Here is a 26,899-nt window from a genome sequence, read left to right as displayed (position 1 = left end):
GGCCAGTTTATGCAGACCGGTTCGGTCGTCACCGGTCGGTGGCCCGCCGCGGTCCGCAGCGCCCCGCGGCAGTGGTTCGCGCCGTTTCGTTCCCTTCAGCGCCCCTGCAGCCGGGCGGAGCTGGTGCGGGCCGGGCCGAGCTTCTTGTAAAGACGCGTTCCGGGGCATTCGGTTGCGAAGCCGTCCCGATGACCCGAGATGACGTTGAGGCTGACCTTCGCGCCCTTCTTGAACTTGTTGCCGCCGCCCGAGACGAGCGTGGTCTTCCCCCGCGGGTCGGCTCCGAACAGGCCGAGCTTCCAGGCGGTGAGCTTCGCGACGGCGTTCACCGCGGCTTCGGACGGCTCCGCGTTGCTGAAGGTGCCGAGCACCGCGATGCCCATGCTGTCGGTGTTGAAGCCGAGCGTGTGCGCCCCCAGGACGGGCTTCGTCACCCCGCCCGCACGCCCTTCGTAGATGTTGCCGCACTTGTCGACCGCGAAGTTGTAACCGAAGTCGCGCCAGCCGCTGCTCTTCACGTGGTACCGGTAGATGCCGCGCAGGACCGAGGGTGCCTGGGCACATGTGTAGTTGTTGCCCGTGGCGCTGTGGTGGATGAACGCTGCCTTGACGGTCTTGGTGTACACGAAGGCACGCTCCCTGAGCTTCTCGTCGGCGCCCCAGCCCTTGCGGGTGATGATGCGCGGTCGGGGCCCGATGTACGGCTGGGCGCCGGGCGCGAGTCCGGCCTCCACCTCGCTGCGTGCCTCGGTCCCCGCCTTGGTGAGGGCGGGGAGCACGCTCGCGTCGAGCGAGGCGGTGTCACGCGATGCGGTGTCCGGTGCCGATGTATCGGGGGGCGCGGTGTCGGGGGCCGCGGTATCGGGGGCCGCGGTGCCGGAGGCCGCGGTGCCGGAGGGCGGCTTGTCGGAGGGCGGCTTGTCGGGGGTCGCCGTGACGCCTTCTCCGTGACCCCACTTGTCCCACATGTCCCGGACGGCCTCGACAGCCGCGGCGGACGCGTCCGACACGGCGGATGCGACGGCGTCCGCGGCGGCATCCGTGGCGGCTGCGGTCCCTGCGGTACCCGTGGCTCCTGTGACACCCGCGTTCCCGGAGGTTCCGGAGGTTCCGGAGGTTCCGGAAGTCTCGGAGGTCCCGGTGCCACCGTGAGCCCCGGAGCTCACGGCCCCCTCGGCCCCGTCGGCCCCGTCGGCTTCCCCGGCCTCTCCGGTGGGCAGTTGCCGCGGGTCCGTGCCGGGATCGACGAGTTCGAGGCGCAGGCCGGCGGGCAGCGGGGCGGCGGCCGTCCGGCCCTCGCGATCGGTGGCCCCCGGGGCGACGGCCTCGGGACCGGACCCCTCGGGGCGTACGCGTGCCGCGACACCGTCCGAGTCGCCGACCCACAGCGGGGCGGTGGAGCCGCGGACCCCGCCGGACTCGCGCTCGGTGCTCCCCGGGTCGGCGGCGTGCTCGGTGTTGTGCGCCTCCAGGTCCTGCCAGTCCGACCAACGACCGGAGCCCACGGCGCGGGTACGGACCTGGACGGTCCCGCGGAGTTCGGCGTCCGGGTCGTCCCAGACGACACCGACCAGGGAGAACGGGCGGACCTCGCGCTCGGTCAGCCCCTGCTCGACGGCACCGGCGGTCCTGGAGGGGTCGCCGGTGGCCGGACCGGACGGCTCCGCGAGGGGTGCCATCGGCAGGGACTGCGTCGAGCCCGGCACGGCGGGCGGCCCGGCGGCCCGGGCGGAGGAGGTGACCGTGGCGGTGCCGGAGGCGGCGGAGGCGGGCACTGCCGAAGGCAGCGCGAGAACCGCCGCGCAGGTGACACCGATCGAGGATGCAAGGAAGGCGCGCATGCACATCATCGTTGACATACTCGGGTGAGTCCGGCTACACGGACTTTCCGGCGCAATTGACGGCCCGTCTGCCGAACCGGTGTACCCACCGCCCGCGGCCGGCCTCCGGCACGGCGTCGCCGCGTACTCTTGCGCGGATGAACGCCACCGACCGTACCCCCGCCGACCTGCTGCGTTCCGCGCTCGCCACGGACCCGGCCCGCCCCTTGGTCACTTTCTACGACGACGCCACCGGAGAACGCGTGGAACTGTCGGTGGCCACCTTCGCCAATTGGGTGGCCAAGACCGCCAACCTGCTCCAGGGCGACCTCGCCGCCGAGCCCGGCGACCGGCTCGCCCTGCTGCTGCCCGCGCACTGGCAGTCCGCGGTGTGGCTGCTCGCCTGTTCCTCGGTCGGCGTACTCGTCGACGTGCAGGGCGACCCGGCCGGCGCCGACCTCGTCGTCAGCGGTCCGGACACGCTGGAGGCCGCACGCGGCTGCTCCGGCGAGCGGGTCGCCCTGGCGCTGCGCCCGCTGGGCGGCAGGTTCCCCGAGGCACCGGCGGGGTTCGCGGACTACGCGGTCGAGGTGCCGGGCCAGGGCGACCGGTTCGCCCCGTTCGCCCCGGTGGACCCGGACGCCCCCGCGCTGGCGGTGGGCGGCGTCGAGCTGACGGCGTCGCACCTGGTGGCGCGGGCTCGTGAGGACGCGGCCGGACTCGGCCTGAGCGCCGGGTCGCGGCTGTTGACCGGGCGCGCGTACGACAGCTGGGAGGGCCTGAGCGCGGGGCTGTTCGCGCCGCTGGCCGCCGGGGGGTCCGTGGTTCTCTGCCGCCACCTGGACCGGCTGGACGAGGACGCCCTGGCGAAGCGCCTGGAGAGCGAACGGGTCACCAGCACCGTTGTATGACAAGCGCTCTGAGGGCCACTCATCCGGCCCATACCGGGCCGAGTCCTCAGGACTGGACGTCGGCTCCGGTACATGATCGGCGGTACGGACCCCCCGGAACACAACCAAGCGTGAGGTTCAGCCGTCTACTTCTGCGACCGGCGGCCCAGCGCGCCGCCGAACGTGAAGGATGGACGCAGACGTGAGCGAAAGCGCCGGCCCTCCGGGCGACTCCGACGACTCGGCCCCGGACGCGGCTGCGTCGCGGACCGGGGGCGACTCCGACACCGGTCCGGCCCCCCACGAGGGCCGGAACCGCCACTGGATGCGCTGGACGGCGCTCGGCGCCTCGTTCCTCGTACTGGTTGCCGCGGGCGTCGGCGCCTGGCTGTACCGCAAGCTCGACGGCAACATCAGGACGGACACCTCCGCCGCCGCCGAACTCCGCGTGTACGAGCGGGAGCGACCCGCCACCGTGGTGCGCGACGCGGAGAACATCCTGCTCATCGGCTCGGACAGCCGGGCCGGTGACAACCGCGCGTACGGCCGCGACGACGGCGGCAGCCAGCGCTCGGACACCACGATCCTGCTGCACCTCGCCGCGGACCGGAAGAGCGCCACGGCGATGTCCCTGCCGCGCGACCTGATGGTGGAGATCCCCTCCTGCCACAAAGCGGACGGGACGGTCACGAAGAAACAATTCGCCCAGTTCAACTGGGCCTTCGAGTTCGGCGGGACCGCCTGCACGATCCGCACGGTCGAGAAGCTGACCGGCATCCGGATCGACCACCAGATGGTCGTCGACTTCAACGGCTTCAAGGACATGGTCGACGCCGTCGGCGGCGTCGACGTCTGCCTCAAGAAGCCGGTCGACGACCCCGACGCCCACCTGAAGCTCCCGTCCGGGCGCCAGAAGCTCGACGGCGAACAGGCGCTGGGGTACGTACGGGCCCGCAAGTCCATCGGCAACGGCAGCGACACGGAACGGATGGACCGCCAGCAACAGTTCCTGGGCGCCCTGGTGAACAAGGTGCAGAGCAACGGCGTCCTGCTCAATCCGACGCGGCTGTACCCGGTGCTGGACGCGGCCACCAAGTCGCTGACCACGGACCCGGGCCTGGACAGCCTCAAGGACCTGTACGACCTGGTGCGCGGGCTGCGCGACGTGCCGACCGACCGGGTGCAGTTCCTGACCGTGCCCCGGAAGCCGTACACCGCCGACCCGAACCGGGACGAACTCGTCCAACCCGATGCGAAGAAGCTCTTCGAGCGACTGCGCGCGGACGCGCCGGTCGCGGTGGTCCCGGCGGACCGCAACAAGGGCGACGACGGGAAGAACAGCGGGCAGGCCGAGGGGGCGGACGCGGGAACGAACACGGGGGCGGACGCGGGGGAAAACAACGCCTCCACCGACACTCCGGACGCCGCCGGCCCGAACCCGACACCCACCTATTCGGGCAACAACGCGGCAGCCGATCCGTGCACGCAGTAAAGCAATTCTCAAACAGGAGCCGGTGATCGGCGTGTAATGACCAGAATGACCAGTTGTAAGGACCGTGGAATTTGTCACGCTCGTCGCTCGATAGCGAACTGGGCCGATAGTGTGACGCGATCCGGTGCTTCCGGCCGTCAGGCCGTGCACTTCTGGAGCGAAAGAACAGGCGCCTGACCGGGGGGAGGCGCCTCGCGTGGCACCGACGGAGGACTCAAACAACCGTGGATGCGCAAAGCCGTGGGCGTGCGGATGAATTCGATCCCGCAGACCAGTGGGTCCTCAACCCGGACACCGGCGATTACGAACTGCGACTGAACAATTCCGGAGGGGATTCGGCGGGCACTCGGCAGGTGCCGGAACCGCGCGTCCCCCGTCGCAGAGAAGCCACGCACGACGGCGAGCGCGAAGGCGCGGCCCGGAAGGGCGGCGACGAGCGGAGGAGCGCGGCCGACGGCGGGCACGTACGCGAGTCCGAGCGCCGCGAGGTGCCCGGACAGCGCGGTCGCCGTTCGGCCAACGGCTCGCGCGGCAAGGAGGGTTCCGGCCCGGACGGGACGGCCGGCAGGCGCAGCCGCAAGGCTCCCAAGGCGCGCCGCAAGAAGGTGCTGCTGTGGACGGGCGGCACGATGGCCTTCGTCCTGGTCGCCCTGGCGGCGGGCGGGTACGCGCTGTACCAGCACTTCAACGGGAACCTGAACACGGTCGACGTCGGCACCGCCGGCAACAAGAACGTCTTCGACTCCGGCGCCCCGATCAACATATTGATCATCGGGACGGACAAGCGCACCGGCAAGGGCAACGAGGGGTACGGCGACAAGGGCAGCGAGGGCCACGCCGACACCAACATCCTCTTCCACGTCTCCGCGGACCGCACCAACGCGACGGCGCTCAGCATCCCGCGCGACCTGATCACCGACATCCCGGACTGCAACACCAAGCAGCCGGACGGCTCGGAGAAGGTCGTCCCGGGGACGCAGAACATCCGCTTCAACGTCAGCCTCGGCCAGGACGGCCGCGACCCGGGCTGCACCATGCGCACGGTCGAGCAGATCACCGGACTGAAGACCGACCACTTCATGATGGTCGACTTCAACGCGGTGAAGGAGCTGTCGACCGCCGTCGGCGGCGTCAAGATCTGCCTGGCCAAGCCGGTCAAGGACCCGAAGTCGCACCTGGATCTTTCGGAGGGCGAGCACCGCATCCAGGGCGAGGACGCCCTGGCGTTCGTCCGGACCCGGCACAGCTTCGGCAACGAGAGCGACCTGGACCGGATCAAGGTCCAGCAGCAGTTCATCGGCTCGATGATCCGGCAGATGAAGTCGGACGACACGCTGACCAGCCCGACCAAGCTGTACGGCCTCGCCGACGCGGCGACCAAGGCGCTCACCGTCGACAGCGGCATCGGGTCCGTGAAGAAGCTGACCGCGCTGGCCCAGGAGCTCGGCAAGGTCGACACCAAGAACATCACCTTCGTGACGGTGCCGGTGCTGGACAACCCGGCCGAGAAGGTCAAGGCCACCGTCGTGCTGAACGAGGCCCAGGCCGACCCGCTGTTCGCCATGATGCGCGAGGACACCTCGCTGACCGAGGTGAACGCGCAGAAGAAGAAGGCGAAGGGCAAGCAGGACGCCCTCCTCAAGGGGCCCAAGGCCGCCGCGGCCGACGTACGGGTCGACGTCTACAACGGCGGCGAGATCCCCGGGGCCGCGCAGTCCACCGTCGCCTGGCTCCAGAACGACAAGGGCGTGCTCAAGTCCACCAACAAGGCCAACGCGGCGAAGATCGACAAGACGACCCTGGAGTTCGCGCCGAACCAGGCGGACCAGGCCCGCGCCCTCGCCGACATGATGGGCCTGCCCGCATCCGCCCTGAAGCAGGGGACCACGGACGCCGAGGGGCTCCAGGCGATGGTCCTCACCCTGGGCCGTGACTTCAAGGGGGCGGGTATTCCCGTCGCCGCACCGGCAAAGGCGCCGAAGGACGTTCCGTTGGCGAACGCCGCCAAGGCAGAGTGCGCCAAGTGACACCCGGTCACCGCGCCACATCACGCGATTTAGACAGCAGGGGGGTCCCGGTGGGACGGAGAAGCACATCCGGCGAGGGGACACGACCACACGTCCGCGATCCCGGCCAGCTCGGCTGGGACGACGCGCTCTACGAGGACGAGCCGCCGAAGGGCAAGGACTCCGGCGCGGACGCCCCGCCGCCCGCCCCCGAGAACGGCGGCCACCGGCGGGGCGGGTCGAAGCGGCGTGGTGGGAAGAGCAGGCGCCGGGTGCTGCGCTGGAGCGCCTCGGTGCTCGCGCTGCTCATAATCGGCGGCGCGGGGGCCGGATACCTCTACTACGAGCACCTCAACGCGAACCTCAAAAAAGAGGATCTGATGCTCGGCGACAAGAAGATGGCCGACCACAAGGCCAACTCCGCCGGTCAGACCCCGATGAACATCCTGCTCATCGGCTCGGACGCGCGGGACTCCAAGGAGAACCAGAAGCTCGGCGGGGCCAAGGACACCTTCGGCGCGCCGCCGCTCGCGGACGTGCAGATGCTGGTGCACCTCTCCGCGGACCGCAGCAACATGTCGGTGATCAGCATGCCGCGCGACACGCTGCTGAAGATCCCGAAGTGCACCGACCCGAAGACCAAGCACGTCTACCCCGCCACCACGAAGCTGACGATGACCAACGAGACGCTCAGCCGGGGCGGTCCGGGATGCACCGTGGCCGCCTGGTACGAACTCACCGGCATCACCATCGACCACTTCATGATGATCGACTTCGCCGGTGTGGTGTCGATGGCCGACGCGATCGGCGGCGTGCCGGTCTGCGTCAAGGGCAACGTCTACTCCCGCAACAGCAAGGGCCAGGGTTCCGGGCTGAAGCTGAAGAAGGGCACCACCAAGATCAAGGGGGAGCAGGCCCTCCAGTGGCTGCGGACCCGCTACGGCTTCGAGGACGGCACCGACCTCGGCCGCACCCACGCCCAGCACATGTACATGAACTCGATGGTCCGCGAGCTGCGCAACGGAACCAAGCTCACCGACCCGGGCAAGCTGATGGACCTCGCCGATTCGGCGGTGAACGCGCTGACGGTCGACAAGGGCCTCGAAACGGTCAAGAAGCTGTACGACCTCGCGGAGGAGTTCAAGAAGGCTCCCACCGAACGCATCACCATGACGACGATGCCGAACGTCTACGGCACCGGGGTGAACAAGGAACGGGTGCTCCCCAAGCCCGGCGAGGCCGACCAGCTGTTCCAGATGGTCCGCGACGACATTCCGCTGGACGGCAAGGCGTCCAAGCGCAAGCCCGCGGCGGCCAAGGAGCCCACGGCGCCCATCGGCGAGATCCCGGTCACCGTCCGCAACGGGTCCGGCACCGACACCCAGGCCCCGGCCAAGGGCCGCGCCTCGGCCGTCAAGGAACTGCTGGCCGGCAAGGGCTTCACCGGGACGGAGATCGACACGCAGAACCCCGGTCCCACGGCCCGGACCGGGCTGCTCTTCCCCAGCGTGGACATGCAGGGCAACGCCCAGGCCGTCGCCAAGGCGCTCGGCATCCCGCTGACGGCGGTGAAGAGGTCGACCGACGTCACGGGCATCACCCTGACCGTGGGGGCCGACTGGCGCGAGGACGGGGACTACGCCCCGCCGGCCGCCGAGGAGAAGACCCCGGAGAGCGCCCGCGCCCTGAAGGGCGACGACGAGGGGGCCTGCATGGACATCCAGCCGGGCTTCGGCTGGTAGTGCTGTGACTGGGAAGGTTCACCGGCCCGCGAACCTTCCCCATCACAGCACCAGCAGTCTCTGACGTGCGAGGGGCCCTCCGGCTTCGGCCGGAGGGCCCCTCGGCGTTCCCGTCGGGCCGGGGCGGCGCCCCCTACGCGGTGGCGGCCGGGCGGCGGGCGGCGATGACCTTCCTCGCCAGCGAACGCGGGCTGGTCAGGAAGCCGTACCCCCAGGACATGTGCATGGTCGCGAGCGCCACCGGGATCCGGGCCCGCGCCTTCAGGGACAGGCCCTTGCCCGCGGGGACGGACCCGGCGACGATCGCCGCGACGTACCCGCCGGGGACGACGAACGCCCACGGGGTGACGGCCGCGCCGGCCACCAGGCCCGCCGCGATCGCCAGGACGGCGGTGGGCGGCGCCAGGTAACGCAGGTTGATCGAGCCGGAGTGGTAGCGGGCGACGACGTGCCGCCAGCGGCCGTAGTCCTTGTACTGCTTGGCGAGCGCCCGGACCGAGGGCCGCGGCCGGTACTGCACCCTCAGCTCGGGCGAGAACCAGATCAGACCGCCCGCCTCGCGGATGCGGAAGTTCAGCTCCCAGTCCTGGGCGCGGATGAACTCCACGTTGTAGCCGTCGGCCTTCTCCAGGGCCTCGCGGCGGAAGACACCGAGGTACACGGTCTCCGCCGGGCCGGCCTGGCCGCCGGTGTGGAAGGCCGCGTTCCCGACCCCGATCCTCGACGTCATGGCCGCGGCCACGGCGTCCTCCCAGGCGTTCTCGCCCTCGGCGTGCATGATGCCGCCGACGTTCTGCGCGCCGGTCTCCTCCAGCAGACGGACGGCCGTCGCTATGTAGTCCGGCGAGAGCATTCCGTGGCCGTCGACCCGCACGACTATCGGGTGGCGGGACGCCTCGATCGCGGCGTTGAGGGCGGCCGGGGTGCGGCCGGTCGGGTTCGGGACGGTGTGGACCCGGGGGTCCTCGCGCACCAGTTCCGCGGCGATCTCGTCGGTACGGTCGGTGGAGGGGCCCAGCGCGATCACCACCTCCATCTCGCCCGCGTACTCCTGTTCCAGGATGTGCCGGACGGAGTTCCTGAGATGGCGTTCCTCATTGAGCACCGGCATGATCACGGAGACGGCGGGGTGCTGCGCGGCAGACATGGTGGTCCTCGGATGGTCCTCGGGAGCGCGGGGGTTCGTACCCACCGGGCGGCGGTATTCGGCCGCCACGTTACCGCTAATGGGGGACACGGACGCGCGCCACCGGGTGGCTTCGCGGGCCGCAGATCATATGGACCTACTGTGCGAACGGTCCCCTCGCACCGCGGAGGTTCCCCCCGTGCCCACGACGCGTCCCTCCCCCCGTTCGCCGCAGTACCACGCGGTGCCGCCGCCCCCCAGGTCCAGGAAGCAGGACGAACGGCCGCGCTGGGGCATGCGCGTGGTCACCGGCCTCTCCGTGCTCGTTCTCGGCGCCGGCGGGATCGGCCACGCGGTGGTGACCGGCCTGGAGACCGGCATCGACCGGGTCGACCCGTTCAAGGACATGAAGAACCGGCCCCGGGCCGGGCACGGCATGAACCTGCTGCTCGTCGGCACCGACGGCAGGGACCGGATCACCCCGGAGGAAAAGGAGAAGTACCGGCTGGGCGGTGCGCCCTGCAACTGCACCGACACCCTGATGCTGGTCCATCTGTCGGCGGACAAGGAACGGGCGAGCGTCGTCTCGCTCCCCCGCGACAGCTACGCCGAGGTCCCCGAGCACAAGGACCTGACCACCGGCCGGACGCACTCGGCGCACCCGGTGAAGCTGAACGCCGCCTACGCCGAGGGCGGCCCGGGCCTGACCGTGCGGACCGTCGAGCACATGACGGGCGTCAAGATCGACCACTATCTGGAGGTGGACTTCACCAGCTTCATGCGGACGGTGGACACGCTGGGCGGGGTGGAGATCTGCACCGCCCAGCCGCTGAAGGACTCCTACACCGGCCTCGATCTCGCCGCGGGCAGCCACGAGCTGAACGGCGGGCAGGCGCTCCAGTTCGTGCGTTCCCGGCATGTCGACGGGGCCTCCGACCTGGGCCGGATGCAGCGCCAGCAGAAGTTCCTCGCCTCGTTGATCAAGCAGGTGACCAGCAGCGGCGTGCTGCTGAATCCGGTGCGGTTCCGGGACGTCGCCTCGACGATGCTGGGCTCGGTCCGGGCCGACAAGGGATTCGGCACGGAACAGATGCTGGAGCTGGGGCGGGCCATGCGCGGCTTCACCCCTGCCTCGTCCGAGTTCGCCTCGGTGCCGCTGCAGGACGTCGCCCACCCCGTCAAGGGCATCGGCTCCACGGTGAAGTGGGACGAGAGGAAGGCGGAGAAGCTCTTCCGGGCCCTGCGCGACGACGAACCGCTGGCCCCGCGGCGACCTGCCGCGCAGCATCCGGAGGCCGTACCGGTCGCGGTAGCGCCGCAGCGGATCCGGGTGCAGGTCTACAACGGGACCTCGAAGGAAGGGCTCGGCAGGAGGGTCGACGACGCGCTGCACGCCACCGGTTTCGACACCACACGCACCCCGCTGAACGGCGAGCCGGGCGAGCGGGGACGCACCCTGATCAGCTACGACCCGCGCTGGGACCGGTCCGCGAAGTCCCTGGCCGAGGCGCTGTCCGGGGCCGAGCTGCGGGCGGTGACCGGGCAGGGGGCCACGATGCGGGTGACGGTCGGCACGGATTTCGGGAAGGTGCGCCCGGTGCGGGCCGAGGACACGGCACAGGGCGAGTTCGGCACCGTCACCGGCGACCAGGTCACCTGTCGTTGACCGTGCGTGACACCCGACGCCCACGGCCGTGCCCGACGCGGGTGGCCCTCGCCGTCACCCGGCAGGCTCTCAGTCCTCGATGCCGTCCGCCGCGCGCTTCTCGCGCAGCTCCTTGATGGCGCGGCGCCTGGCCAGCCGGTGGGTCCGCCGGATCTGTGCCTCCTGGTAGCGCCGCTTGTCCCGCCCGGTCTCCGGGATCACCGGCGGTACGGGGCGCGGTCTGCCGTCCGCGTCCACGGCGGCGAACACCAGATACGCGCTGCCGACCTGCTGGGCGGGGGTGGATTCGTTCCACCGCTCGGCCATGACCCGCACGCCGACCTCCATCGAGGAGCGGCCGGTCCAGTTCACCTGGGCCCGGACGTGCACGAGGTCGCCCACGCGGACCGGCTCCAGGAAGACCATCTCGTCCATCGACGCCGTCACCGCGGGCCCGCCGGAGTGCCGCCCGGCCACGGCCCCCGCCGCGTCGTCGACGAGTTTCATGATCACGCCACCGTGCACCGTGCCCAGCAGGTTGGTGTCGCTGCCGGTCATGATGTGGCTGAGGGTGGTCCGGGACGCCGCGGTCGGCTTGCCCGGAATGTCACCCTCCGGGCGTGTGGCCTGATCTGTCATACCGTCCACCTTATGCGGGGCGGCCCGCCCGACGGCAATGCATCAGCTTCGCAACAGGCCCGGTGCGATTTCGCCCGCCCTCTGTAAGAGCGAGGCACCCGGCCTGCACACTGGTCCACATGAACGATGGGCCCGAGGGCTGGAGCGACGACAACCGCAGCGGCGACCGCTACGGGCGGGGCGGCAGAAACGACCAGCCCGAGGGTGCCCGGGTGATGCGGCACGTCCAGCGGCCCGGCACACCGCCGCAGCAGCGCCCCGCACCGCCCCGGCCGCGGCGCCCGGCGGGCCCCCCGCAGAACGCCGCGGGCCACGGCGCCGATGCCGGATACGACAGCGGCTACAACACGGGCCAGGTCTACGGTGGCGGCGGCCGGGGCCAGGGCGGCGACGGCGGCCGGGGGGACGGCGGATACGTCCGGGGGAACCCGGCGCAGGGAGGCCCGGCGCCGGACTGGGGCCGCCGAATAAAGATCGGCGCGCTGTCCCTGGTCGTCGTGGTGCTCGTGGTCTCCATCGGCACGTACTTCTGGGCCGACTCCAAGCTCAAGCGCGAGGTGGACCTCTCCAAGGTCATCGAGCGGCCGAAGGAGGGCGACGGCACCAACTACCTGATCGTCGGTTCCGACAGCCGTGAGGGCATGACCGACGAGGACAAGAAGAAGCTGCACACCGGTTCCGCCGAGGGCAAGCGGACCGACTCGATGATGATCCTGCACGACGGGTCGAACGGGCCGACGCTGATCTCCCTCCCCCGCGACTCGAACGTCGAGATCCCCTCGTTCAAGGGCTCCGACTCCGGCAAGCTCTACCCGGGCCGCGGCCGCTCCACCAAGCTGAACGCCGCGTACGCCATGGACGGCCCCGAACTCCTCGTCCGCACGATCGAGTTCAACACCGGACTGCGCATCGACCACTACGTCGAGATCGGCTTCGGCGGCTTCGCCCAGATCGTGGACGCGATCGGCGGCGTGGAGCTGGACATCCCCAAGGCGTTCAAGGACAAGAAGTCCGGCGCCGACTTCCAGGCCGGCAAGCAGACGCTGAACGGCGAACAGTCGCTGGCCTTCGTCCGCACCCGGTACGCGTTCGCCGAGGCGGACCTGGCCCGGACCAAGAACCAGCAGAAGTTCCTCGCCGCGCTGGCGAGCCAGACGGCGACGCCGTCCACCATCCTCAACCCGTTCAAGCTGTACCCGACGATGGGCGCCGGCCTGGACACCCTGATCGTGGACGAGGACATGTCGCTCTGGGACCTGGGGCAGATGTTCTTCGCCATGAAGGGCGTCACGGGCGGCGACGGCACGTCGATGAACATGCCGATGTCGGGCTTCTCGGGCGGCAATGTGGTCTGGGACAAGGCCAAGGTCAAGCAGCTGGTGGAGCAGCTCAACAAGGACGAGAAGATCACCGTCTCCGAGAACTGACGACGCCCGACCACGGGGCCCGGACGGTTCGCCGTCCGGGCTCTTCCGTTCGCCCGCCACTCGGGCACCGGGTCGTCCCGGCGCCGCGCATTGATGGCGAGGTGGCCCGGCGGCACCCGTCGGCGATCGCTCACGCGCCCAGTGCTCCGAGCCCGCGAACGGACGGTACGGGAGGGCGCCCGGAACGTGCGGGATCAGCGCTCGACGGCGTAGGAGACGAAGCCCGCCCAGGCGTCGGGGCCGAAGGCCAGGCGAGGCCCTTCGGCGTTCTTGGAGTCCCGGACGTGCACCGCGCCGGGGGAGGCGGCGATCTCGACGCAGGAGTCTCCTTCACTGCCGCTGCTGTAGCTGCTCTTGAACCACTCCGGTTCGGAAGCGTCCCCGGCAGAGGTCTTGCGGATCATGTCTCCCCCAGCAGTTTTTCGATGAAAGCCAATGACTCCCGTGGCGTGAGAGCCTGGGCCCGGATCATCCCATAGCGCAGCTCAAGGATCCTGAGCTGCTTCGGATCGTAGACCGGCCGCCCGGCGAAGGCTCCGCCCGACCGCCCCACCGCGGTACCGTCCCCGAACTTCAGCACCTCAATTCCGCCGTCCATCCCCGCGTGATCCTCGCGATCGGTCGGCATCACCTGAATCTCGACGTTCCGCAACTGACCGATCTCCAGTAGCCGTTCGAGCTGTCGACGCAGCACCATTGTGCCCCCGATGGGGCGGCACAGCGTCACCTCTTCCTGTACGAAGCTGAGCGCAGGCGCGGGTGACTTCTCGAAGACCGTCTGCCTGGCCATACGCGCGGCCAGCACTCGCTCCACTTCGTCCTGCGAGTACGCGGGCCGCCTCATCTCGAACAGCGCCCGCGCATACTCCGGCGTCTGTAGCAGGCCATGGATGCTGTGGTTGCTGTACAACCCCATCTCGACCGCCCGCTTCTCCATCTTCTTCAGATCCCGGATCTTCTTCGGGTACCGGACCTCCGCCACGTCCTGCTTCATAGCGGTGATCTTCCCGCCCGCACCCAGTACCTCGTCCGCCTTGTCCAGGAACTCGGGCCGGGGGATGCGACGGCCGCCCTCCACCTTGTAGACCTGATCCTCCCCGTACCCGATCGCGGCCCCGAACTCGCCGGCCCGCATCCCCGCGGCCTCCCGCCACGCCTTGATCTGACGGCCCACCGTCGCGACCACGGCCGCTCCCGACTCGTCGTCCGGGTCGATGTCCCAGCCCGGCTCGTCCGCCCCGGAGTCGCCGCGTTCCGCACCCGCTTCATCCACGCTCATCCGTGCCCCACTTCCGACGCGCTTGCCGTACTCGCTCAACCTCCGTGTCCCCCGCACGTCACGCCGGACAGCCAGGACAGCACCGGACAAGCGCGGGACAACGACCGTACGCAGAGGCCTTGTTGCGGTTCACGGTACGCGGGCACGGCCACGCTGGGCGGCGTGAAGCAACACATCACCCGAACCGAACATTCCGCCCCCAACCGGCAGTTCACCGTGCTGTTCTCCCCCAGCGGAATCCGGACGCGGCCTGCTCATCGTCGAGGCACTCGCCGACCGTTGGGGCACCGTCGTCGGCCCCGTCCCCCGCAAGACGATCTGGGCCGAGATCGACCTCGTACCGCGACCGCTCCACCGGGTCGCGGAAAGCCGCGACCCGGTGAGCCGCGACCCCGCGCCCCACGACGCATAAAGCTTTGAAGAACCCGGGGAAATCACCCTCCCCAACCCAACCCGGCCCCCGTCCCGCACACGTCACTCACTCGGGTGACATGGGGCAACCGGGCTGGATTTCGGGTGGGTTGACCGGCCTATGCTCGCCGCGACAACTCCAGACATGCGACGGCCCCCGACGAGATGTCAGAGTCTCAACCGGGGGCCTGACCACCGAGGAAGTAAAGGGCTTCCCGATGGATACCCCGCAGATTAGCGTGCCCTCGCGCGCCTCGTCCCCCGTATCGGGAGACACCACACCGTCGCCCGGCATCATCCACGTCAACTTCCGGCATGCCGCGGGCTTCACCGTCATCGGCAACCACCTCGCCCAGCACCGCGGCCTCTCCCTCACCGCGATCGGGCTCGCCGCCCACATCCAGTCGCTCCCCGCCGGAGCCAGGATCGGCATCAAACGCCTCGCCGAACGCTTCCCCGAGAGCGAGACCCGCATCGCCGCCGCCCTCCGCGAACTCGCAGCCCACGGCTACCTCCACCGCAGCCGCGTACGCCTCACCAACGGCCGCATCGTCACCCGCACCATCTCGTACAACCAACCCGGCGCCACCACCCACCCCGTCACAACACCCCCTCGGACACGTACCACTGCCCCCAAGCCGGCCTCGCCGCCCGCATCATCACCACTGCCGTCATCACCACCCGCGACCGCTCCCGGACCGCGCCCCGTCCCGGTCGCCGCACCACCCCCGACGCCCGCACCGCAGCCGCAACCGACCCCCACCACACGCACGGCACCACCACCGCCCCCGCTCCCCCAGCCGCAACAACTCACCCCGGAGCTCCTGCGCACGGCCACCGCACTCCTCGCCGACCTGCGCCGCCACGCACCCCAACTCGCCCTCTCCGAGCACGACATCCACACCCTCACCCCCGGCCTCGCCACCTGGCTCGAACGCGGCACCCACCCCGACACCATCCGCCACACCCTCACCACCAACCTCCCCAGCCCCCTCAAACACCCGGCCGGACTCCTGCGCCACCGGATCACCACCCTCCTGCCACCACCCCTGCCAGGAACCCACGACGTCACACCCACCCGCCACCCCGATGCCACCGTCCCCCCGCTCCAGAACTGCGACCACTGCGACCGCGCCTTCCGCTCCCACCACCCCGGCCACTGCCGCACCTGCCGCACCGAACAGCTCACGGCCGCCTGACGGGAAGCACCACACAGCACCCGGGCAACTGCCCGGTCATACGACAACAGAGGAACCCTGCAGCCATGAGCCTCTCCTTCCACAAGCCCTCCGTGCCGGAAGAAATCCGGAACAAAAGCCGAGCCGAGGTCCTCTCCGAAGCTCTCCTCGTCGTCCTCGAAGCACGCGGAATCGCCATCGCCGACGAGGTCCGCGAGCAAATTGACACCTGCTACGACCTCCCCCTCCTGCGCCAGTGGCTCATCCGTGCCGCCACCGCCACCACCGCCGAGAAAGTCTTCACCACTGGCCGGTGCCCCACCTGTGGAGCGGTCGGTCAAGTCGCCTTCTGACGTGGCTCGCCCTCACGGGCAAGGAGTGTTTCCGCGGCAGCGCAGTCTCGCAAAGAGCGTCAGGCCGTAGCCCCAGGACCGGAGGCAGGCGTCGGCTACCGACGCGATTCGGCCGACTGCCCTGGTTTCCTGTTCTCTCAACTGTGGTGCCTTGACCCTGCTGTTACAGAGCCAGGAGCATCGAACAAGACACAACCGAAGACCTCACAGCAGGGGGCGGCATGGCAGTGACACGGCTGGTCGGGGAGTGCGAGAAAGGGACGTGCGCCACGCTGTACCGCGTAGCGGAAACCGGGGACCTCCTTGTGCAGGGCTACGACGTAGAGGATGCGGAGGCCATGGTCGGCGTCGAGATCCCTGCCGGTGAGTCCGTGGTCCGTATCCCCGCTGGAATCATCGAGAGGTACGCGCATGAGCATCTCGCCCGCTGAGTTCGAGAAGCTTTTCTCCAACTTCCACCGGGAAGCTTTCCGGCTTGAGGCCCTGGACGACTACAGCGGATCATCTGACCCGGAAATGATCCGCGCATTCCTGGCTGGTGAGCCTCAGCCGGACGACTACAACCAGGAATGGGCCGAGGAGGTACGCGGGAACGTTGAGAATGGAAGGCGCATGTACCGCGTTCACATCCTCTCACGCCCCATGACGGACTACCTCCGATTCGAACTCGGCTGGGGCTACCGCAAGAACGCGAAATCTGGAGAAGAGTTCTTCATCCTGGACATCACAGCTCAGCCGAACCCGCTGGAAGGGGTTCCAGATTTCTGGATGTTTGACGAATCCTCCACAGTCTCGATGAACTACGGAGAAGGCGGAAAATTCCTGGGGGCCGAGCTCCATTCGGACCCTGCGGAATGGATGAACCACCGCGATCTGGCCCTGAGCCGCTCCGTACCATTCGCTGAATGGTGGGAGCAGTACGGGGAAACGTGAACAGAACCGACCTGGGCAAAGCGCTGCGGGAATTGCGAGTGGCCAGCGGGAAGCAGGCGAAAGCAGTTGCCCGCAGCGCAGCCATGTCTCCAAGCAAACTGAGCAAGATTGAGAACGGGTCACTACCCCCTTCCGTTCTTGATGTCGAGCGCGTCCTGGAGGCTCTGGACGTTCCCGCCGAGATAAAAGGGGATCTGACCGAGGCGGCCCGCAGGGTAGCCACAGAGGCTACGGCGTGGCGCATATACCGACGCACCGGCCTGTACAAGCACCAGAGAGAGATCCAGGCCATCGAGGCTCGAACAACCCTGCTCAGGGTGTTCCAACCCTCCTGCATTCCCGGGCTTCTCCAGACTCCCGAATACATCCGGGGAGTTCAGCGGAGTTCAGAGCTGACCAACGATGCCCTGGAGAAAATGATCGGCGCACGCCTACGCCGTCAAGAAATCCTCTACGCCAGAGCCCGGGAATTTCGTTTTCTAATCCTTGAACCGGTACTCAGGTGGCAACTGATTCCGAAACTCATGATGGCTGCACAACTCGACAAGCTCATCGCCATGTCACGGATGCCGAACGTCAAAATTGACATCGTTCCATTGAGTGCACCCGCACCCGCTCCACCCACATCCTCGTTTGTACTCTTCGACAGTCGGCTCGCAATCATCGAAATCCCTCACGCTGAAATCACGACCGGCGAAATACGGGACATCGAGCTGTACGAAGACAAGTTTGACACCTTCGGCAGAGTCGCCCTTTCGGGCGACAACATGCGGAACCTCGTCGCAGGTATCCGGGATGACTTCTTGAGGGAACAGGAAATCGACTAGAACCACGCACCGCACCTGTCCATCATTGGCTGTCGATCCCCGAAAACAGCTGTGAAGGGTGCGCGATGTCGACCAGGACGGGCGAATTCGAGCACGCCGCCCACACGCAGAGGTGTGAGACGTGCCGCGCATGCCTGAAACGCATCCGGTCCGATCTGCCCGCCCTGCGAGGAACGCTCGGGCGCCGGGACGGGAACCCGATCGTTGCCCACTGGCACGCCGGCTACGTGGCCGAGGTGGACCGTCGGTGCATGGCCCACACCGGACTGACCGGGCACGACATATTTGCCCGGAGATTCACGGACGTGGCACTCGTCCTGCGGGTGGCCGAGTGAGCGGCGACAGCGCGCAGCAAGGTATGCCGCAGCCGAAGAAGACGGACCTCCACGACAAGTCCGGTGGTACTGGCGGGTACCGCTTCCCACTCCGTCCACTGCCTGATCTCCCCAACCACAGAAGGAGTCACACGATGACGACCATGCTGGAAACGCCTGTCGCCTTGCGGCACGGGCGGGACCTTGTCAGTCCCGAACTATTCGAGCGCCTGACTGCGTTCTGTGCAGACGAGTACGGCCTTGAGCCGGTTGTGGCCGATCGCGTGATGGACCAGGCCATCGCGTTCGTGTATGTCCTGGGCAGCCAGAAGGCGTACGACATGGCACCCAGTCAGCGGGTGGACCCCGGCTGGCACACGTTCATGCTCCACACGCAGGAGTACGCCGACTGGTGCCACGAGCAGTTCGGCTTCTTCGTCCACCACGCCCCGAAATCCAAGGTGCGGACGTGCGGACTGATGGTGTCCGTGGCCGACCGGATCAAGCTCGCCGGGTTCGACGTCGACGCCCGGCTGTGGGGCACTGCGGCCGAGTGCAACCAGCCCGCGTGCTGCGGCGACGGCCCGTGCTGCTGAGCCGCTGACAGGCACGGGGATCGCGGCGTGATCCCCTCGTACGAAGCAGGACCCGGGCACGTCAAAGGTACCCGGGTCCTGCCCCGAGCAAAGGTACCGCCCATGGCATCCGACGAGGACCTGTCAGGGAGTAGCAGGGTGACCGTATTCGCCATGTTCGGCGTGGTCTTCGGGTATGCCACGCACCATCTTGACGAGCGGCGTATCGGGGACGTGGCCGTCGTCGGCCCGCTGACCCCGGGAGTCGAGTGGGGGCGTCTATGGCAGATGGCCCGCAACTGCGGACGGCCCACGGCCGGAGAGAAGGAACTGGCCCAGTGGGTGCTCACGCAGGCGACCCGGGCATTCGTGTGTGGCAGCGACCGCGTAGCGCAGTTCCAGAAGCAGAAGTGGAAGCTGAAGCCGGGCGGCAAGCGCGTCCGGTTCGATGCGACCTACGCCAACCGCGACCAGCTCTGGACGGGCAACCTGACCGTGGAAGGACTCACCTCCGACCAGGTGGCGCAGCGCCCCACGATCTACACCGCCTGACCACCGCCCAGGATCCCGCCGAACGGAACATGGCCCCGGCACGCCGGGGCCATGTCGTTCATGCAGGTCAGCGGCACTTCCTAGCCCGGTCTCCGCCCAGGATCTCCTCAGCACGGTACCCAAGGCCGACCTGGAAGCAGGACCGGAAACCGATCACAGCCCGGGAGCCATCGAAAATAGCCGCCGACCTGCGAAAACCCTACTTCGGCAGGTTCCTCGCCATCACGATGCGCTGGACCTGGTTCGTGCCTTCATAGATCTGGGTGATCTTCGCGTCGCGCATCATCCGCTCCACCGGGTAGTCCCGCGTGTAGCCGTAGCCGCCGAGGAGCTGGACCGCGTCCGTGGTGACCTCCATCGCGACGTCGGAGGCGAAGCACTTGGCCGCGGCGCCGAAGAAGGTCAGGTCGCCGTCGACGCGCTCGGACTTCGCGGCGGCCGAGTACGTGAGCTGGCGGGCCGCCTCCAGCTTCATGGCCATGTCGGCGAGCATGAACTGGATGCCCTGGAAGTCGGCGATCGGCTTGCCGAACTGCTTGCGCTCCTGGACGTAGCCCTTGGCGTAGTCGAGGGCGCCCTGGGCGATGCCGAGGGCCTGGGCCGCGATGGTGATGCGGGTGTGGTCCAGGGTCTTCATCGCGGTGGCGAAGCCGGTGCCCTCCTCGCCGATCATGCGGTCGGCGGGGATGCGGACGTTGTCGAAGTAGACCTCGCGGGTCGGCGAGCCCTTGATGCCGAGCTTCTTCTCCGGGGCGCCGAAGGAGACGCCCTCGTCCGACTTCTCGACGACGAAGGCCGAGATGCCCTTGGAGCGCTTGGTCGGGTCGGTGACGGCCATGACCGTGTAGTACTCGGAGACGCCCGCGTTGGTGATCCAGCGCTTCACGCCGTTCAGCACCCAGAAGTCGCCGTCGCGCACGGCGCGGGTCTTCATGCCCGCGGCGTCGGAACCGGCGTCGGGCTCGGAGAGGCAGTACGAGAACATGCCGTCGCCCTTGGCGAGCGGGCCCAGGTACTTCTTCTTCAGGGCCTCGGAGCCGGAGAGGATCACCGGGAGCGAACCCAGCTTGTTCACGGCCGGGATGAGGGAGGAGGAGGCGCAGACCCGGGCCACCTCCTCGATCACGATGACCGTGGCGAGGGCGTCGGCGCCCGCGCCGCCGTACTCCTCGGGCACGTGCACGGCGTGCAGGTCGGCGGCGGTCAGGGCGTCGAGCGCCTCCTGCGGGAAGCGCGCCTCCTCGTCGACCGCGGCCGCGTGGGGGGCGATCTTCGCCTCGGCGAGCGCACGCACCGTCTCACGGAGCAGGTCGTGCTCCTCCGCCGGACGGTACAGGTCGAAATCGGTCGAACCCGCCAAGACGCTCACTCCCCAATAAAGCTAACTACCGTTAAGTAACCCAATTTTAGAGCGAGCCTCCCGCGTTGTCCTATGCCACGCGCGCGTGAGCTTCGCGACAGGGGTGTCACAAGCCGTGCAGGCGGCCGGAAACCGGGCCTTCGGGGGCAGGACTATGCTCGTTCACCGCACGTCTGTCCGCATCTTCCAGGAGCACTGCATGGCCCTCAGGATCACTGTGATCGGCACCGGCTACCTCGGCGCCACCCACGCCGCGGCCATGGCGGAACTGGGCTTCGAGGTGCTCGGCCTCGACGTGGTGCCCGAGAAGATCGAGATGCTGGGCGCCGGCCGGGTCCCGATGTACGAGCCGGGGCTGGAGGAGCTGCTGCGCAAGCACGTGGCGGGCATCGAGGGGTCCTCGGGGCGGTTGCGGTTCACCACCTCCTGGGAGGACGTGGCGGCCTTCGGCGATGTGCACTTCGTGTGTGTGAACACGCCGCAGAAGCACGGCGAGTACGCCTGCGACATGAGCTACGTGGACAGCGCGTTCGAGTCGCTGGCACCGCATCTGACCCGGCCCGCCCTGGTCGTCGGCAAGTCGACCGTGCCGGTGGGGTCGGCGGCCCGGCTCGCGGCCCGGCTCGCGGAGCTGGCCCCGGCGGGCGCGGACGCCGAACTCGCCTGGAACCCCGAGTTCCTGCGCGAGGGCTTCGCCGTCGAGGACACCCTGCACCCGGACCGCGTCGTCGTCGGCGTGGCGAGCGAGCGGGCCGAGAAACTGCTGCGCGAGGTGTACGCGGTGCCGCTCGCCGAGGGCTCGCCGTTCGTGGTGACGGACTTCCCGACCGCCGAACTGGTGAAGACCGCGGCCAACTCCTTCCTGGCCACCAAGATCTCGTTCATCAACGCCATGGCGGAGGTCTGCGAGGCCGCCGACGGCGACGTGAAGAAGCTGGCCGAGGCGATCGGGCACGACGAGCGGATCGGGTCGAAGTTCCTGCGGGCCGGAATCGGCTTCGGCGGCGGCTGCCTGCCCAAGGACATCCGGGCCTTCATGGCGCGCGCCGGTGAGCTGGGCGCCGACCAGGCGCTGACCTTCCTGCGCGAGGTCGACTCGATCAACATGCGGCGCCGGGGACACATGGTGGAACTGGCCCGCGAGGCGGTGGGCGGGGACTCGTTCCTCGGCAGGCGGGTGGCGGTGCTGGGCGCGGCGTTCAAGCCCGACTCGGACGACGTGCGGGACTCGCCGGCGCTGAACGTGGCCGGGCAGATCCATCTCCAGGGCGGCCAGGTCACCGTCTTCGACCCGAAGGGGATGGAGAACGCCCGGCGGATCTTCCCCACCCTCGGCTACGCGGACTCGGCGCTGGACGCGGTGCGCGGCGCGGACGTGGTGCTGCACCTGACGGAGTGGCGCGAGTTCCGCGAGCTGGACCCGGCGGCGCTCGGCGCGGTCGTGTCCCGCCGGATCGTCCTGGACGGCCGCAACGCGCTCGACGGCGCACTGTGGCGCGACGCCGGCTGGACGTACCGCGCGATGGGACGCCCCACGGCCTGACCCGCCCGGCCGACTCCCGACGGCCCCCGTGCCCACCGGCCCCGCCGGTGGGCACGGGGGCCGTCGCGTGCGCCGTCAGCCGCGCTTCGCGCGATAGGTGCGCATCTTGGCCCGGGCCCCGCAGACCGCCATGGAGCACCAGCGGCGGCGCCCCGCCGGGCTGCGGTCGTAGTACACCCACCGGCAGTCCTCCGCCTCGCACGCCTTGAGCCGGGCCCAGGTGCCGTCGGCCACCGCCGCGGCGATGGCCACCGCGACCCGGGCGGTCAGGCCGGCCGGTTCCGTGACGGGCCGCAGCGAGGCGGCGCCCGCCGCGTCCACGGTGACCCGCAGCGGCGCCCCGGCGAGGAGCCGGTCCAGCGGGGAGGGCGCGGCATCGTCCGCCGGGCGGTGGCCGGCGTGGGCGAGGCAGGCGGCGCGGAGCGCCTCGCGCAGCGCACGGGCGTCCGGCAGATCGGTTTCGGCGAGCCCGAAGGCCGCGCGTCCGTCCGCCGTGTCGAGGGTGTCCGCGCCGGTCTCGATGTCCAGGGTGTTGACCAGGGACTCGATCAGCGCGAGTGCGCCGGGCGCGGAATCCTTCTCGCTCATGGTCGCGACGTTACTCCCTTGCGGTGCCACCCCCCGTGGGGCAGCATGCAGTAGCGGTTACCTGTTGAGGAGCTCAAGCGGTAACCGTTGCCGATGAAGGATCTCCGGAGGAGGAAGTGTCATGGCTGTCGCCACACTGGGTGCTGTCGTCCTGGACTGCCCCGACCCCGTCGCGCTCGCCGGTTTCTACGCCGGGCTGCTCGGCGGAGAGGTGAAGGGGGAGGACGGCTGGGTGGAGCTGACCGGGGGTGCGGCCACGCTCGCCTTCCAGGAGGCGCCCGGGTACGTGCCCCCGACATGGCCGCGCTCGGACGGGTCGCAGCAGTTCCACCTGGATCTGGTCGTCGCGGACCTGGACGCGGCGGAGCGCGAGACGCTCGCGCTGGGCGCGACGGTGCTGGACGCGGAGGACCGGAAGCGGACGTTCCGGGTCTACGCCGATCCGGCGGGGCACCCGTTCTGTCTGTGCGCGAGCTGAGAACCGTTCCCGGGCAGTCGCCCGCACGGCCCGGAGAACGGCAGGGGCGCCCCTTCGTGAAGGGGCGCCCCTGCCTTCGGCGCGTGTTCGGGCGTCCGGCGTCAGCCGGTCGGGCCGTCCAGTTGCTCGATGGTGGCGTGCGACGGGCCCCGGCGGGCACCGAGGTCGCGGGCGACGGCCTCCGCGTCGCCCAGCACCCGTACGGCGTTGCGCCAGGTGAGCTTCGCCAGGTCGTCGGCGGACCAGCCGCGGCCGAGCAGTTCGGCGACCAGGTTCGGGTAGCCGGAGACGTCCTGGAGGCCGTCGGGGAGGAAGGCGGTGCCGTCGTAGTCGCCGCCGATGCCGATGTGGTCGATCCCTGCGACCTCGCGCATGTGGTCGAGGTGGTCGGCGATGGTGGCCGCGGTGGCCTTCGGACGCGGGTGGGCCGCCTCGAAGTCGGCGTGGATCCGCATGGCCCGCTCGGTGGTGTCGAGGTGGTGCAGGCCGTGGGCGCGCATGTTCTCGTCCGCGGCCCGGGTCCAGGCGACGGCGGCCGGGAGGACGAACTTCGGCACGAAGGTGGCCATGGCGATGCCGCCGTTGGCCGGGAGGCGGCCGAGGACGTCGTCGGGGATGTTGCGCGGGTGGTCGCAGATCGCGCGCGAGGAGGAGTGCGAGAAGATCACCGGCGCGACCGAGGTGTCGAGCGCGTCGCGCATCGTGGTGGCCGCCACGTGCGACAGGTCGACGAGCATGCCGGTGCGGTTCATCTCGCGCACGACCTCGTGGCCGAACGGGGAGAGGCCGCCGACGCCCGGCTCGTCGGTCGCCGAGTCCGCCCACGCGATGTTGTCGTTGTGGGTGAGCGTCATGTACCGGACACCGAGCGCGTGCAGGGCGCGCAGGGTGCCCAGCGAGTTGTTGATGGAGTGGCCGCCCTCGGCGCCCATCAGGGAGGCGATGCGGCCCTCGGCGCGGGCCGCCTCCATGTCGTCGGCGGTCAGCGCGCGGCGCAGGTCGGCGGGGTACCGGGCCAGCAGCTCGGTGACGACGTCGATCTGTTCGAGGGTGGCGCTGACGGCCTCGTCGCCCGCCATGTCGGACCGCACGTAGACGGACCAGAACTGCGCGCCGACGCCCCCGGCGCGCAGCCGGGGGATGTCCGTGTGCAGGTGGGCGGATTGATCGGCGGCGATGTCGCGGGCGTCCAGGTCGTAGCCGACCTGCTCGCGCAGCGCCCACGGCAGGTCGTTGTGCCCGTCGACGACGGGATGCTCGGCGAGGAGCTGCCTCGCCCGCTCCAGCTGCTCCACGGCCGCCTACTTCCCGAAGCCGAAGGAGTCGGCGCCCTGGACCTTGGCGCGCAGCCGTCGGCCCTTCTCCGTCGCCTGGTCGTTCAGCTCCTGCTGGAACTCGCGCATGCGGGCCAGCAGCTCCTCGTCGTGGGCGGCCAGCATCCGGGCGGCCAGCAGGCCCGCGTTGCGCGCGCCGCCGACCGAGACGGTCGCGACCGGCACCCCGGCGGGCATCTGGACGATGGAGAGCAGGCTGTCCATGCCGTCGAGGTACTTCAGCGGGACCGGGACGCCGATGACCGGCAGCGGGGTCACGGAGGCCAGCATGCCGGGCAGGTGGGCGGCGCCGCCCGCGCCCGCGATGATCGCCCTGAGACCGCGTCCGGCCGCCCGCTCGCCGTACGTGATCATCTCGTGCGGCATGCGGTGGGCGGAGACGACGTCGACCTCGTAACGGATCTCGAACTCGTCGAGGGCCTTGGCGGCGGCCTCCATGACGGGCCAGTCGGAGTCCGAGCCCATGACGATGCCGACGACCGGTGCGGCGGTGGCGGTGGAGGTCATTCGGTGATCGTTCCTCGCAGGTAGTCGGCCGCGTGCCGGGCGCGCTCGCGCACGTCCGCCAGGTCGTCGCCGTAGGTGTTGACGTGTCCGACCTTGCGGCCGGGCTTCACGTCCTTGCCGTACATGTGGATCTTGAGCTGCGGGTCACGGGCCATGCAGTGCAGGTAACCCTGGTACATGTCCGGGTAGTCGCCACCGAGGACGTTGCACATGACCGTCCAGGGGGCGCGCGGGCGCGGGTCGCCGAGCGGGAGGTCCAGGACGGCCCGGACGTGGTTGGCGAACTGCGAGGTGATCGCGCCGTCCTGGGTCCAGTGCCCGGAGTTGTGCGGGCGCATCGCGAGCTCGTTGACCAGGACGAGTCCGTCACGCGTCTCGAAGAGCTCGACGGCGAGGTGGCCGACGACGCCGAGTTCGGCGGCGATCCGGAGGGCGAGCTGCTGGGCCTCGCCGGCCAGGCGTTCGTCCAGCTCCGGCGCGGGTGCGATGACCGTGTCGCAGACCCCGTCGACCTGGATCGACTCGACGACCGGGTAGGCGACGGCCTGGCCGTGCGGCGAGCGGACGATGTTGGCCGCCAGCTCCCGTACGAAGTCGACCTTCTCCTCGGCGAGGACCGGGACGCCGGCCCGGAAGGGCTCGGCGGCGTCGGCCGCGGAGCGGACCACCCAGACGCCCTTGCCGTCGTAGCCGCCGCGGACCGTCTTCAGGATGACGGGGAAGCCCCCGACCTCCTCGGCGAAAGCCGCGGCGTCCGCCGGGTCCGCCACGATGCGGTGGCGGGGGCAGGGCGCGCCGATCTCGGTGAGCCTGGCGCGCATCACCCCCTTGTCCTGGGCGTGCACCAGCGCGTCGGGTCCCGGGCGCACGGGGATGCCGTCCGCCTCCAGGGCCCGCAGGTGTTCGGTGGGTACGTGCTCGTGATCGAAGGTGATCACGTCGCAGCCGCGCGCGAAGGCGCGCAGGGTGTCCAGGTCGCGATAGTCGCCGACGACGACTTCGTTCACCACCTGGGCCGCCGAGTCCTGGGGGGTGTCACTGAGGAGCTTGAACTTGATGCCGAGGGGGATGCCCGCCTCGTGGGTCATACGGGCGAGCTGACCGCCGCCGACCATGCCGACTACCGGGAACGTCACCCGTCCAGGGTATCGGTCGCCCCGGCGGTCGTCCGACGACGGCCGTCCGCCGCCCGCCCCGGACATCCCGGGAAGCCCGCCGCGCCTGCCCGGTCGCCCCTCCGCGTCGGCCCGTCCGACGCCGTCCCGGCATCGTCGGGCACCCCGTGGGAGGGGTCGATAGCATTGCCGGGTTGACGTAACCGACAGACGGGCTGAGCCATCACCATGAGCGAACGGGGCGGATTGCGAGCCCGGCTGGATCGGCTGGCCCGGGAGGTCGCCAAGTTCGGGGCGGTCGGCGCGCTGGGGCTGGTGGTCAACATCGCGGTGTCCAACCTGCTCTGGCGCACCACGGACCTCCAGGTGGTGCGGGCGGGCCTGCTGGCCACCTTCGTCGCCATCCTCTTCAACTACGTCGGATTCCGCTACTGGACGTACCGGGACCGCGACAAGAGCGGCCGGACCCGGGAGCTGACGCTGTTCCTGCTGTTCAGCGCGGCGGGCGCGGTCATCGAGACCGGTGTGCTGTACGCGGCGACGTACGGGTTCGGCTGGAACACCCCGGTCCAGAGCAACGTCTTCAAGATCCTCGGCATCGGGATAGCGACGCTGTTCCGTTTCTGGTCCTACCGGACGTGGGTCTTCAAGGCGCTGCCCGCCGAGGAGGCCGAACCCGGCCCCGAGGCGCTGGACGGGCTGCTGAGGCAGGGACGTACGGAGCAGGCCCCGCGGATCGAGGCGGACCCGGTTCGCCGTTGAGAG

General features: G+C 69.7%; 27 protein-coding genes and 1 pseudogene. 18 read left to right on the top strand and 10 right to left on the bottom strand.

Going from position 1 to position 26,899, the window contains the following annotated elements:
- Nucleotides 1-95 precede the first annotated feature (95 nt).
- The gene (locus ACF1CT_RS20915) at nt 96-1,841 is read right to left on the bottom strand and encodes an N-acetylmuramoyl-L-alanine amidase (RefSeq protein WP_391785381.1); all 1,746 of its coding nucleotides are present in this window, start codon (nt 1,839-1,841) and stop codon (nt 96-98) included.
- Nucleotides 1,842-1,978: 137 nt separating this feature from the next.
- Between ACF1CT_RS20915 and ACF1CT_RS20910 the strand changes: the two genes are divergently transcribed.
- The 4 genes from ACF1CT_RS20910 (at nt 1,979) to ACF1CT_RS20895 (ending at nt 7,950) form a co-directional block, all read left to right on the top strand.
- Nucleotides 1,979-2,731: a TIGR03089 family protein gene (locus tag ACF1CT_RS20910; protein WP_391785380.1), complete on the top strand. Its 753-nt coding sequence runs from the start codon at nt 1,979-1,981 to the stop codon at nt 2,729-2,731.
- A gap of 169 nt (nt 2,732-2,900) precedes the next feature.
- Complete coding sequence (locus ACF1CT_RS20905; protein WP_391785379.1) at nt 2,901-4,202, top strand: LCP family protein; 1,302 nt, start codon at nt 2,901-2,903, stop codon at nt 4,200-4,202.
- Nucleotides 4,203-4,426: 224 nt separating this feature from the next.
- Entirely contained in the window at nt 4,427-6,229 is a 1,803-nt protein-coding gene (locus ACF1CT_RS20900) for an LCP family protein (RefSeq protein ID WP_391785378.1), read from the top strand.
- A 50-nt stretch (nt 6,230-6,279) separates the two neighbouring features.
- Nucleotides 6,280-7,950, top strand: a complete 1,671-nt coding sequence (locus tag ACF1CT_RS20895) for an LCP family protein (protein ID WP_391785377.1) — start codon at nt 6,280-6,282, stop codon at nt 7,948-7,950.
- Between the two features lie 133 nt (nt 7,951-8,083).
- Here the strand turns inward: ACF1CT_RS20895 and ACF1CT_RS20890 are convergent, their stop codons facing one another.
- Nucleotides 8,084-9,097: a glycosyltransferase family 2 protein gene (locus ACF1CT_RS20890; RefSeq protein WP_391785376.1), complete on the bottom strand. Its 1,014-nt coding sequence runs from the start codon at nt 9,095-9,097 to the stop codon at nt 8,084-8,086.
- 274 nt (nt 9,098-9,371) lie between these two features.
- On the opposite strand from ACF1CT_RS20890, the gene ACF1CT_RS20885 reads away from it, so the two are divergent.
- Nucleotides 9,372-10,742: an LCP family protein gene (locus tag ACF1CT_RS20885; RefSeq protein ID WP_391785411.1), complete on the top strand. Its 1,371-nt coding sequence runs from the start codon at nt 9,372-9,374 to the stop codon at nt 10,740-10,742.
- A 69-nt stretch (nt 10,743-10,811) separates the two neighbouring features.
- Here ACF1CT_RS20885 and ACF1CT_RS20880 read toward each other — a convergent pair whose 3' ends face one another.
- A complete protein-coding gene (locus ACF1CT_RS20880) occupies nt 10,812-11,360 on the bottom strand; it encodes an acyl-CoA thioesterase (protein ID WP_391785375.1) in 549 nt (182 codons plus the stop codon).
- 119 nt (nt 11,361-11,479) lie between these two features.
- Here ACF1CT_RS20880 and ACF1CT_RS20875 point away from each other — a divergent pair, with 119 nt between their 5' ends.
- Nucleotides 11,480-12,787 carry an LCP family protein gene (locus ACF1CT_RS20875; protein ID WP_391785374.1) on the top strand — a complete coding sequence of 436 codons (1,308 nt, stop codon included), beginning with the start codon at nt 11,480-11,482 and terminating at the stop codon, nt 12,785-12,787.
- A gap of 194 nt (nt 12,788-12,981) precedes the next feature.
- Here ACF1CT_RS20875 and ACF1CT_RS20870 read toward each other — a convergent pair whose 3' ends face one another.
- Both ACF1CT_RS20870 and ACF1CT_RS20865 read right to left on the bottom strand, forming a co-directional pair.
- Nucleotides 12,982-13,191 carry a DUF397 domain-containing protein gene (locus ACF1CT_RS20870; RefSeq protein ID WP_391785373.1) on the bottom strand — a complete coding sequence of 70 codons (210 nt, stop codon included), beginning with the start codon at nt 13,189-13,191 and terminating at the stop codon, nt 12,982-12,984.
- On the bottom strand, nt 13,188-14,066 hold the full coding sequence (locus ACF1CT_RS20865) for a helix-turn-helix domain-containing protein (protein ID WP_391785410.1): 879 nt from the start codon (nt 14,064-14,066) through the stop codon (nt 13,188-13,190). Before ACF1CT_RS20865 ends, ACF1CT_RS20870 begins: the two co-directional genes overlap by 4 nt.
- A 229-nt stretch (nt 14,067-14,295) precedes the next feature.
- Here ACF1CT_RS20865 and ACF1CT_RS20860 point away from each other — a divergent pair.
- From ACF1CT_RS20860 to ACF1CT_RS20820, 9 genes and pseudogenes are all read left to right on the top strand, one after another.
- Nucleotides 14,296-14,478: pseudogene (locus ACF1CT_RS20860) on the top strand (hypothetical protein); the annotation flags it as partial.
- Nucleotides 14,479-14,695: 217 nt separating this feature from the next.
- Complete coding sequence (locus tag ACF1CT_RS20855) at nt 14,696-15,676, top strand: helix-turn-helix domain-containing protein (RefSeq protein ID WP_391785372.1); 981 nt, start codon at nt 14,696-14,698, stop codon at nt 15,674-15,676.
- Between the two features lie 65 nt (nt 15,677-15,741).
- A complete protein-coding gene (locus ACF1CT_RS20850) occupies nt 15,742-16,008 on the top strand; it encodes a hypothetical protein (protein ID WP_391785371.1) in 267 nt (88 codons plus the stop codon).
- 221 nt (nt 16,009-16,229) lie between these two features.
- Nucleotides 16,230-16,439, top strand: a complete 210-nt coding sequence (locus ACF1CT_RS20845; protein ID WP_391785370.1) for a hypothetical protein — start codon at nt 16,230-16,232, stop codon at nt 16,437-16,439.
- Nucleotides 16,420-16,941, top strand: coding sequence for a DUF6879 family protein (locus tag ACF1CT_RS20840; RefSeq protein WP_391785369.1), 522 nt, complete (start codon nt 16,420-16,422; stop codon nt 16,939-16,941). The genes ACF1CT_RS20845 and ACF1CT_RS20840 overlap by 20 nt, the downstream gene beginning before the upstream one ends.
- Nucleotides 16,914-17,768, top strand: a complete 855-nt coding sequence (locus ACF1CT_RS20835; protein ID WP_391785368.1) for a helix-turn-helix domain-containing protein — start codon at nt 16,914-16,916, stop codon at nt 17,766-17,768. Before ACF1CT_RS20840 ends, ACF1CT_RS20835 begins: the two co-directional genes overlap by 28 nt.
- A 65-nt stretch (nt 17,769-17,833) precedes the next feature.
- Nucleotides 17,834-18,103, top strand: coding sequence for a hypothetical protein (locus tag ACF1CT_RS20830; RefSeq protein WP_391785367.1), 270 nt, complete (start codon nt 17,834-17,836; stop codon nt 18,101-18,103).
- Nucleotides 18,104-18,237: 134 nt separating this feature from the next.
- The gene (locus tag ACF1CT_RS20825) at nt 18,238-18,678 is read left to right on the top strand and encodes a glycine-rich domain-containing protein (protein ID WP_391785366.1); all 441 of its coding nucleotides are present in this window, start codon (nt 18,238-18,240) and stop codon (nt 18,676-18,678) included.
- A gap of 138 nt (nt 18,679-18,816) precedes the next feature.
- On the top strand, nt 18,817-19,209 hold the full coding sequence (locus ACF1CT_RS20820; protein WP_391785365.1) for a hypothetical protein: 393 nt from the start codon (nt 18,817-18,819) through the stop codon (nt 19,207-19,209).
- A 199-nt stretch (nt 19,210-19,408) separates the two neighbouring features.
- Here ACF1CT_RS20820 and ACF1CT_RS20815 read toward each other — a convergent pair whose 3' ends face one another.
- Nucleotides 19,409-20,569, bottom strand: a complete 1,161-nt coding sequence (locus tag ACF1CT_RS20815) for an acyl-CoA dehydrogenase (protein WP_391785364.1) — start codon at nt 20,567-20,569, stop codon at nt 19,409-19,411.
- 199 nt (nt 20,570-20,768) lie between these two features.
- Here ACF1CT_RS20815 and ACF1CT_RS20810 point away from each other — a divergent pair, with 199 nt between their 5' ends.
- Complete coding sequence (locus ACF1CT_RS20810) at nt 20,769-22,112, top strand: UDP-glucose dehydrogenase family protein (RefSeq protein ID WP_391785363.1); 1,344 nt, start codon at nt 20,769-20,771, stop codon at nt 22,110-22,112.
- Between the two features lie 75 nt (nt 22,113-22,187).
- Here the strand turns inward: ACF1CT_RS20810 and ACF1CT_RS20805 are convergent, their stop codons facing one another.
- Nucleotides 22,188-22,700, bottom strand: a complete 513-nt coding sequence (locus tag ACF1CT_RS20805; protein WP_391785362.1) for a CGNR zinc finger domain-containing protein — start codon at nt 22,698-22,700, stop codon at nt 22,188-22,190.
- Nucleotides 22,701-22,821: 121 nt separating this feature from the next.
- Here ACF1CT_RS20805 and ACF1CT_RS20800 point away from each other — a divergent pair, with 121 nt between their 5' ends.
- The gene (locus tag ACF1CT_RS20800) at nt 22,822-23,178 is read left to right on the top strand and encodes a VOC family protein (RefSeq protein WP_391785361.1); all 357 of its coding nucleotides are present in this window, start codon (nt 22,822-22,824) and stop codon (nt 23,176-23,178) included.
- A 101-nt stretch (nt 23,179-23,279) separates the two neighbouring features.
- Here ACF1CT_RS20800 and ACF1CT_RS20795 read toward each other — a convergent pair whose 3' ends face one another.
- The 3 genes from ACF1CT_RS20795 to ACF1CT_RS20785 are packed head-to-tail and all read right to left on the bottom strand — an operon-like array spanning nt 23,280 to nt 26,155.
- On the bottom strand, nt 23,280-24,473 hold the full coding sequence (locus ACF1CT_RS20795; RefSeq protein ID WP_391785360.1) for a dipeptidase: 1,194 nt from the start codon (nt 24,471-24,473) through the stop codon (nt 23,280-23,282).
- Nucleotides 24,474-24,479: 6 nt separating this feature from the next.
- Complete coding sequence (gene purE, locus ACF1CT_RS20790) at nt 24,480-25,019, bottom strand: 5-(carboxyamino)imidazole ribonucleotide mutase (RefSeq protein WP_391785359.1); 540 nt, start codon at nt 25,017-25,019, stop codon at nt 24,480-24,482.
- Nucleotides 25,016-26,155 carry a 5-(carboxyamino)imidazole ribonucleotide synthase gene (locus ACF1CT_RS20785; RefSeq protein WP_391785358.1) on the bottom strand — a complete coding sequence of 380 codons (1,140 nt, stop codon included), beginning with the start codon at nt 26,153-26,155 and terminating at the stop codon, nt 25,016-25,018. Before ACF1CT_RS20785 ends, purE begins: the two co-directional genes overlap by 4 nt.
- A 207-nt stretch (nt 26,156-26,362) precedes the next feature.
- On the opposite strand from ACF1CT_RS20785, the gene ACF1CT_RS20780 reads away from it, so the two are divergent.
- Nucleotides 26,363-26,896 carry a GtrA family protein gene (locus ACF1CT_RS20780; protein WP_391785357.1) on the top strand — a complete coding sequence of 178 codons (534 nt, stop codon included), beginning with the start codon at nt 26,363-26,365 and terminating at the stop codon, nt 26,894-26,896.
- Nucleotides 26,897-26,899: the final 3 nt, after the last annotated feature.

It is taken from the genome of Streptomyces sp. NPDC014734, from assembly GCF_043083325.1.
GTDB lineage: Bacteria > Actinomycetota > Actinomycetes > Streptomycetales > Streptomycetaceae > Streptomyces.
The sequence above is the reverse complement of the archived record's forward strand: the minus strand, read 5'-3'. Positions and strand labels throughout refer to the sequence as shown.

Coding starts and splice junctions, on each gene's coding strand:
- ACF1CT_RS20915 (WP_391785381.1), bottom strand. CDS start 1,841: ATGCGCGCCTTCCTTGCATCCTCGATCGGTGTCACCTGCGCGGCGGTT.
- ACF1CT_RS20910 (WP_391785380.1), top strand. CDS start 1,979: ATGAACGCCACCGACCGTACCCCCGCCGACCTGCTGCGTTCCGCGCTC.
- ACF1CT_RS20905 (WP_391785379.1), top strand. CDS start 2,901: ATGGACGCAGACGTGAGCGAAAGCGCCGGCCCTCCGGGCGACTCCGAC.
- ACF1CT_RS20890 (WP_391785376.1), bottom strand. CDS start 9,097: ATGTCTGCCGCGCAGCACCCCGCCGTCTCCGTGATCATGCCGGTGCTC.
- ACF1CT_RS20885 (WP_391785411.1), top strand. CDS start 9,372: ATGCGCGTGGTCACCGGCCTCTCCGTGCTCGTTCTCGGCGCCGGCGGG.
- ACF1CT_RS20880 (WP_391785375.1), bottom strand. CDS start 11,360: ATGACAGATCAGGCCACACGCCCGGAGGGTGACATTCCGGGCAAGCCG.
- ACF1CT_RS20875 (WP_391785374.1), top strand. CDS start 11,480: ATGAACGATGGGCCCGAGGGCTGGAGCGACGACAACCGCAGCGGCGAC.
- ACF1CT_RS20870 (WP_391785373.1), bottom strand. CDS start 13,191: ATGATCCGCAAGACCTCTGCCGGGGACGCTTCCGAACCGGAGTGGTTC.
- ACF1CT_RS20865 (WP_391785410.1), bottom strand. CDS start 14,066: ATGAGCGTGGATGAAGCGGGTGCGGAACGCGGCGACTCCGGGGCGGAC.
- ACF1CT_RS20855 (WP_391785372.1), top strand. CDS start 14,696: ATGGATACCCCGCAGATTAGCGTGCCCTCGCGCGCCTCGTCCCCCGTA.
- ACF1CT_RS20850 (WP_391785371.1), top strand. CDS start 15,742: ATGAGCCTCTCCTTCCACAAGCCCTCCGTGCCGGAAGAAATCCGGAAC.
- ACF1CT_RS20845 (WP_391785370.1), top strand. CDS start 16,230: ATGGCAGTGACACGGCTGGTCGGGGAGTGCGAGAAAGGGACGTGCGCC.
- ACF1CT_RS20840 (WP_391785369.1), top strand. CDS start 16,420: ATGAGCATCTCGCCCGCTGAGTTCGAGAAGCTTTTCTCCAACTTCCAC.
- ACF1CT_RS20835 (WP_391785368.1), top strand. CDS start 16,914: ATGGTGGGAGCAGTACGGGGAAACGTGAACAGAACCGACCTGGGCAAA.
- ACF1CT_RS20830 (WP_391785367.1), top strand. CDS start 17,834: ATGTCGACCAGGACGGGCGAATTCGAGCACGCCGCCCACACGCAGAGG.
- ACF1CT_RS20825 (WP_391785366.1), top strand. CDS start 18,238: ATGACGACCATGCTGGAAACGCCTGTCGCCTTGCGGCACGGGCGGGAC.
- ACF1CT_RS20810 (WP_391785363.1), top strand. CDS start 20,769: ATGGCCCTCAGGATCACTGTGATCGGCACCGGCTACCTCGGCGCCACC.
- ACF1CT_RS20805 (WP_391785362.1), bottom strand. CDS start 22,700: ATGAGCGAGAAGGATTCCGCGCCCGGCGCACTCGCGCTGATCGAGTCC.
- ACF1CT_RS20800 (WP_391785361.1), top strand. CDS start 22,822: ATGGCTGTCGCCACACTGGGTGCTGTCGTCCTGGACTGCCCCGACCCC.
- purE (WP_391785359.1), bottom strand. CDS start 25,019: ATGACCTCCACCGCCACCGCCGCACCGGTCGTCGGCATCGTCATGGGC.
- ACF1CT_RS20780 (WP_391785357.1), top strand. CDS start 26,363: ATGAGCGAACGGGGCGGATTGCGAGCCCGGCTGGATCGGCTGGCCCGG.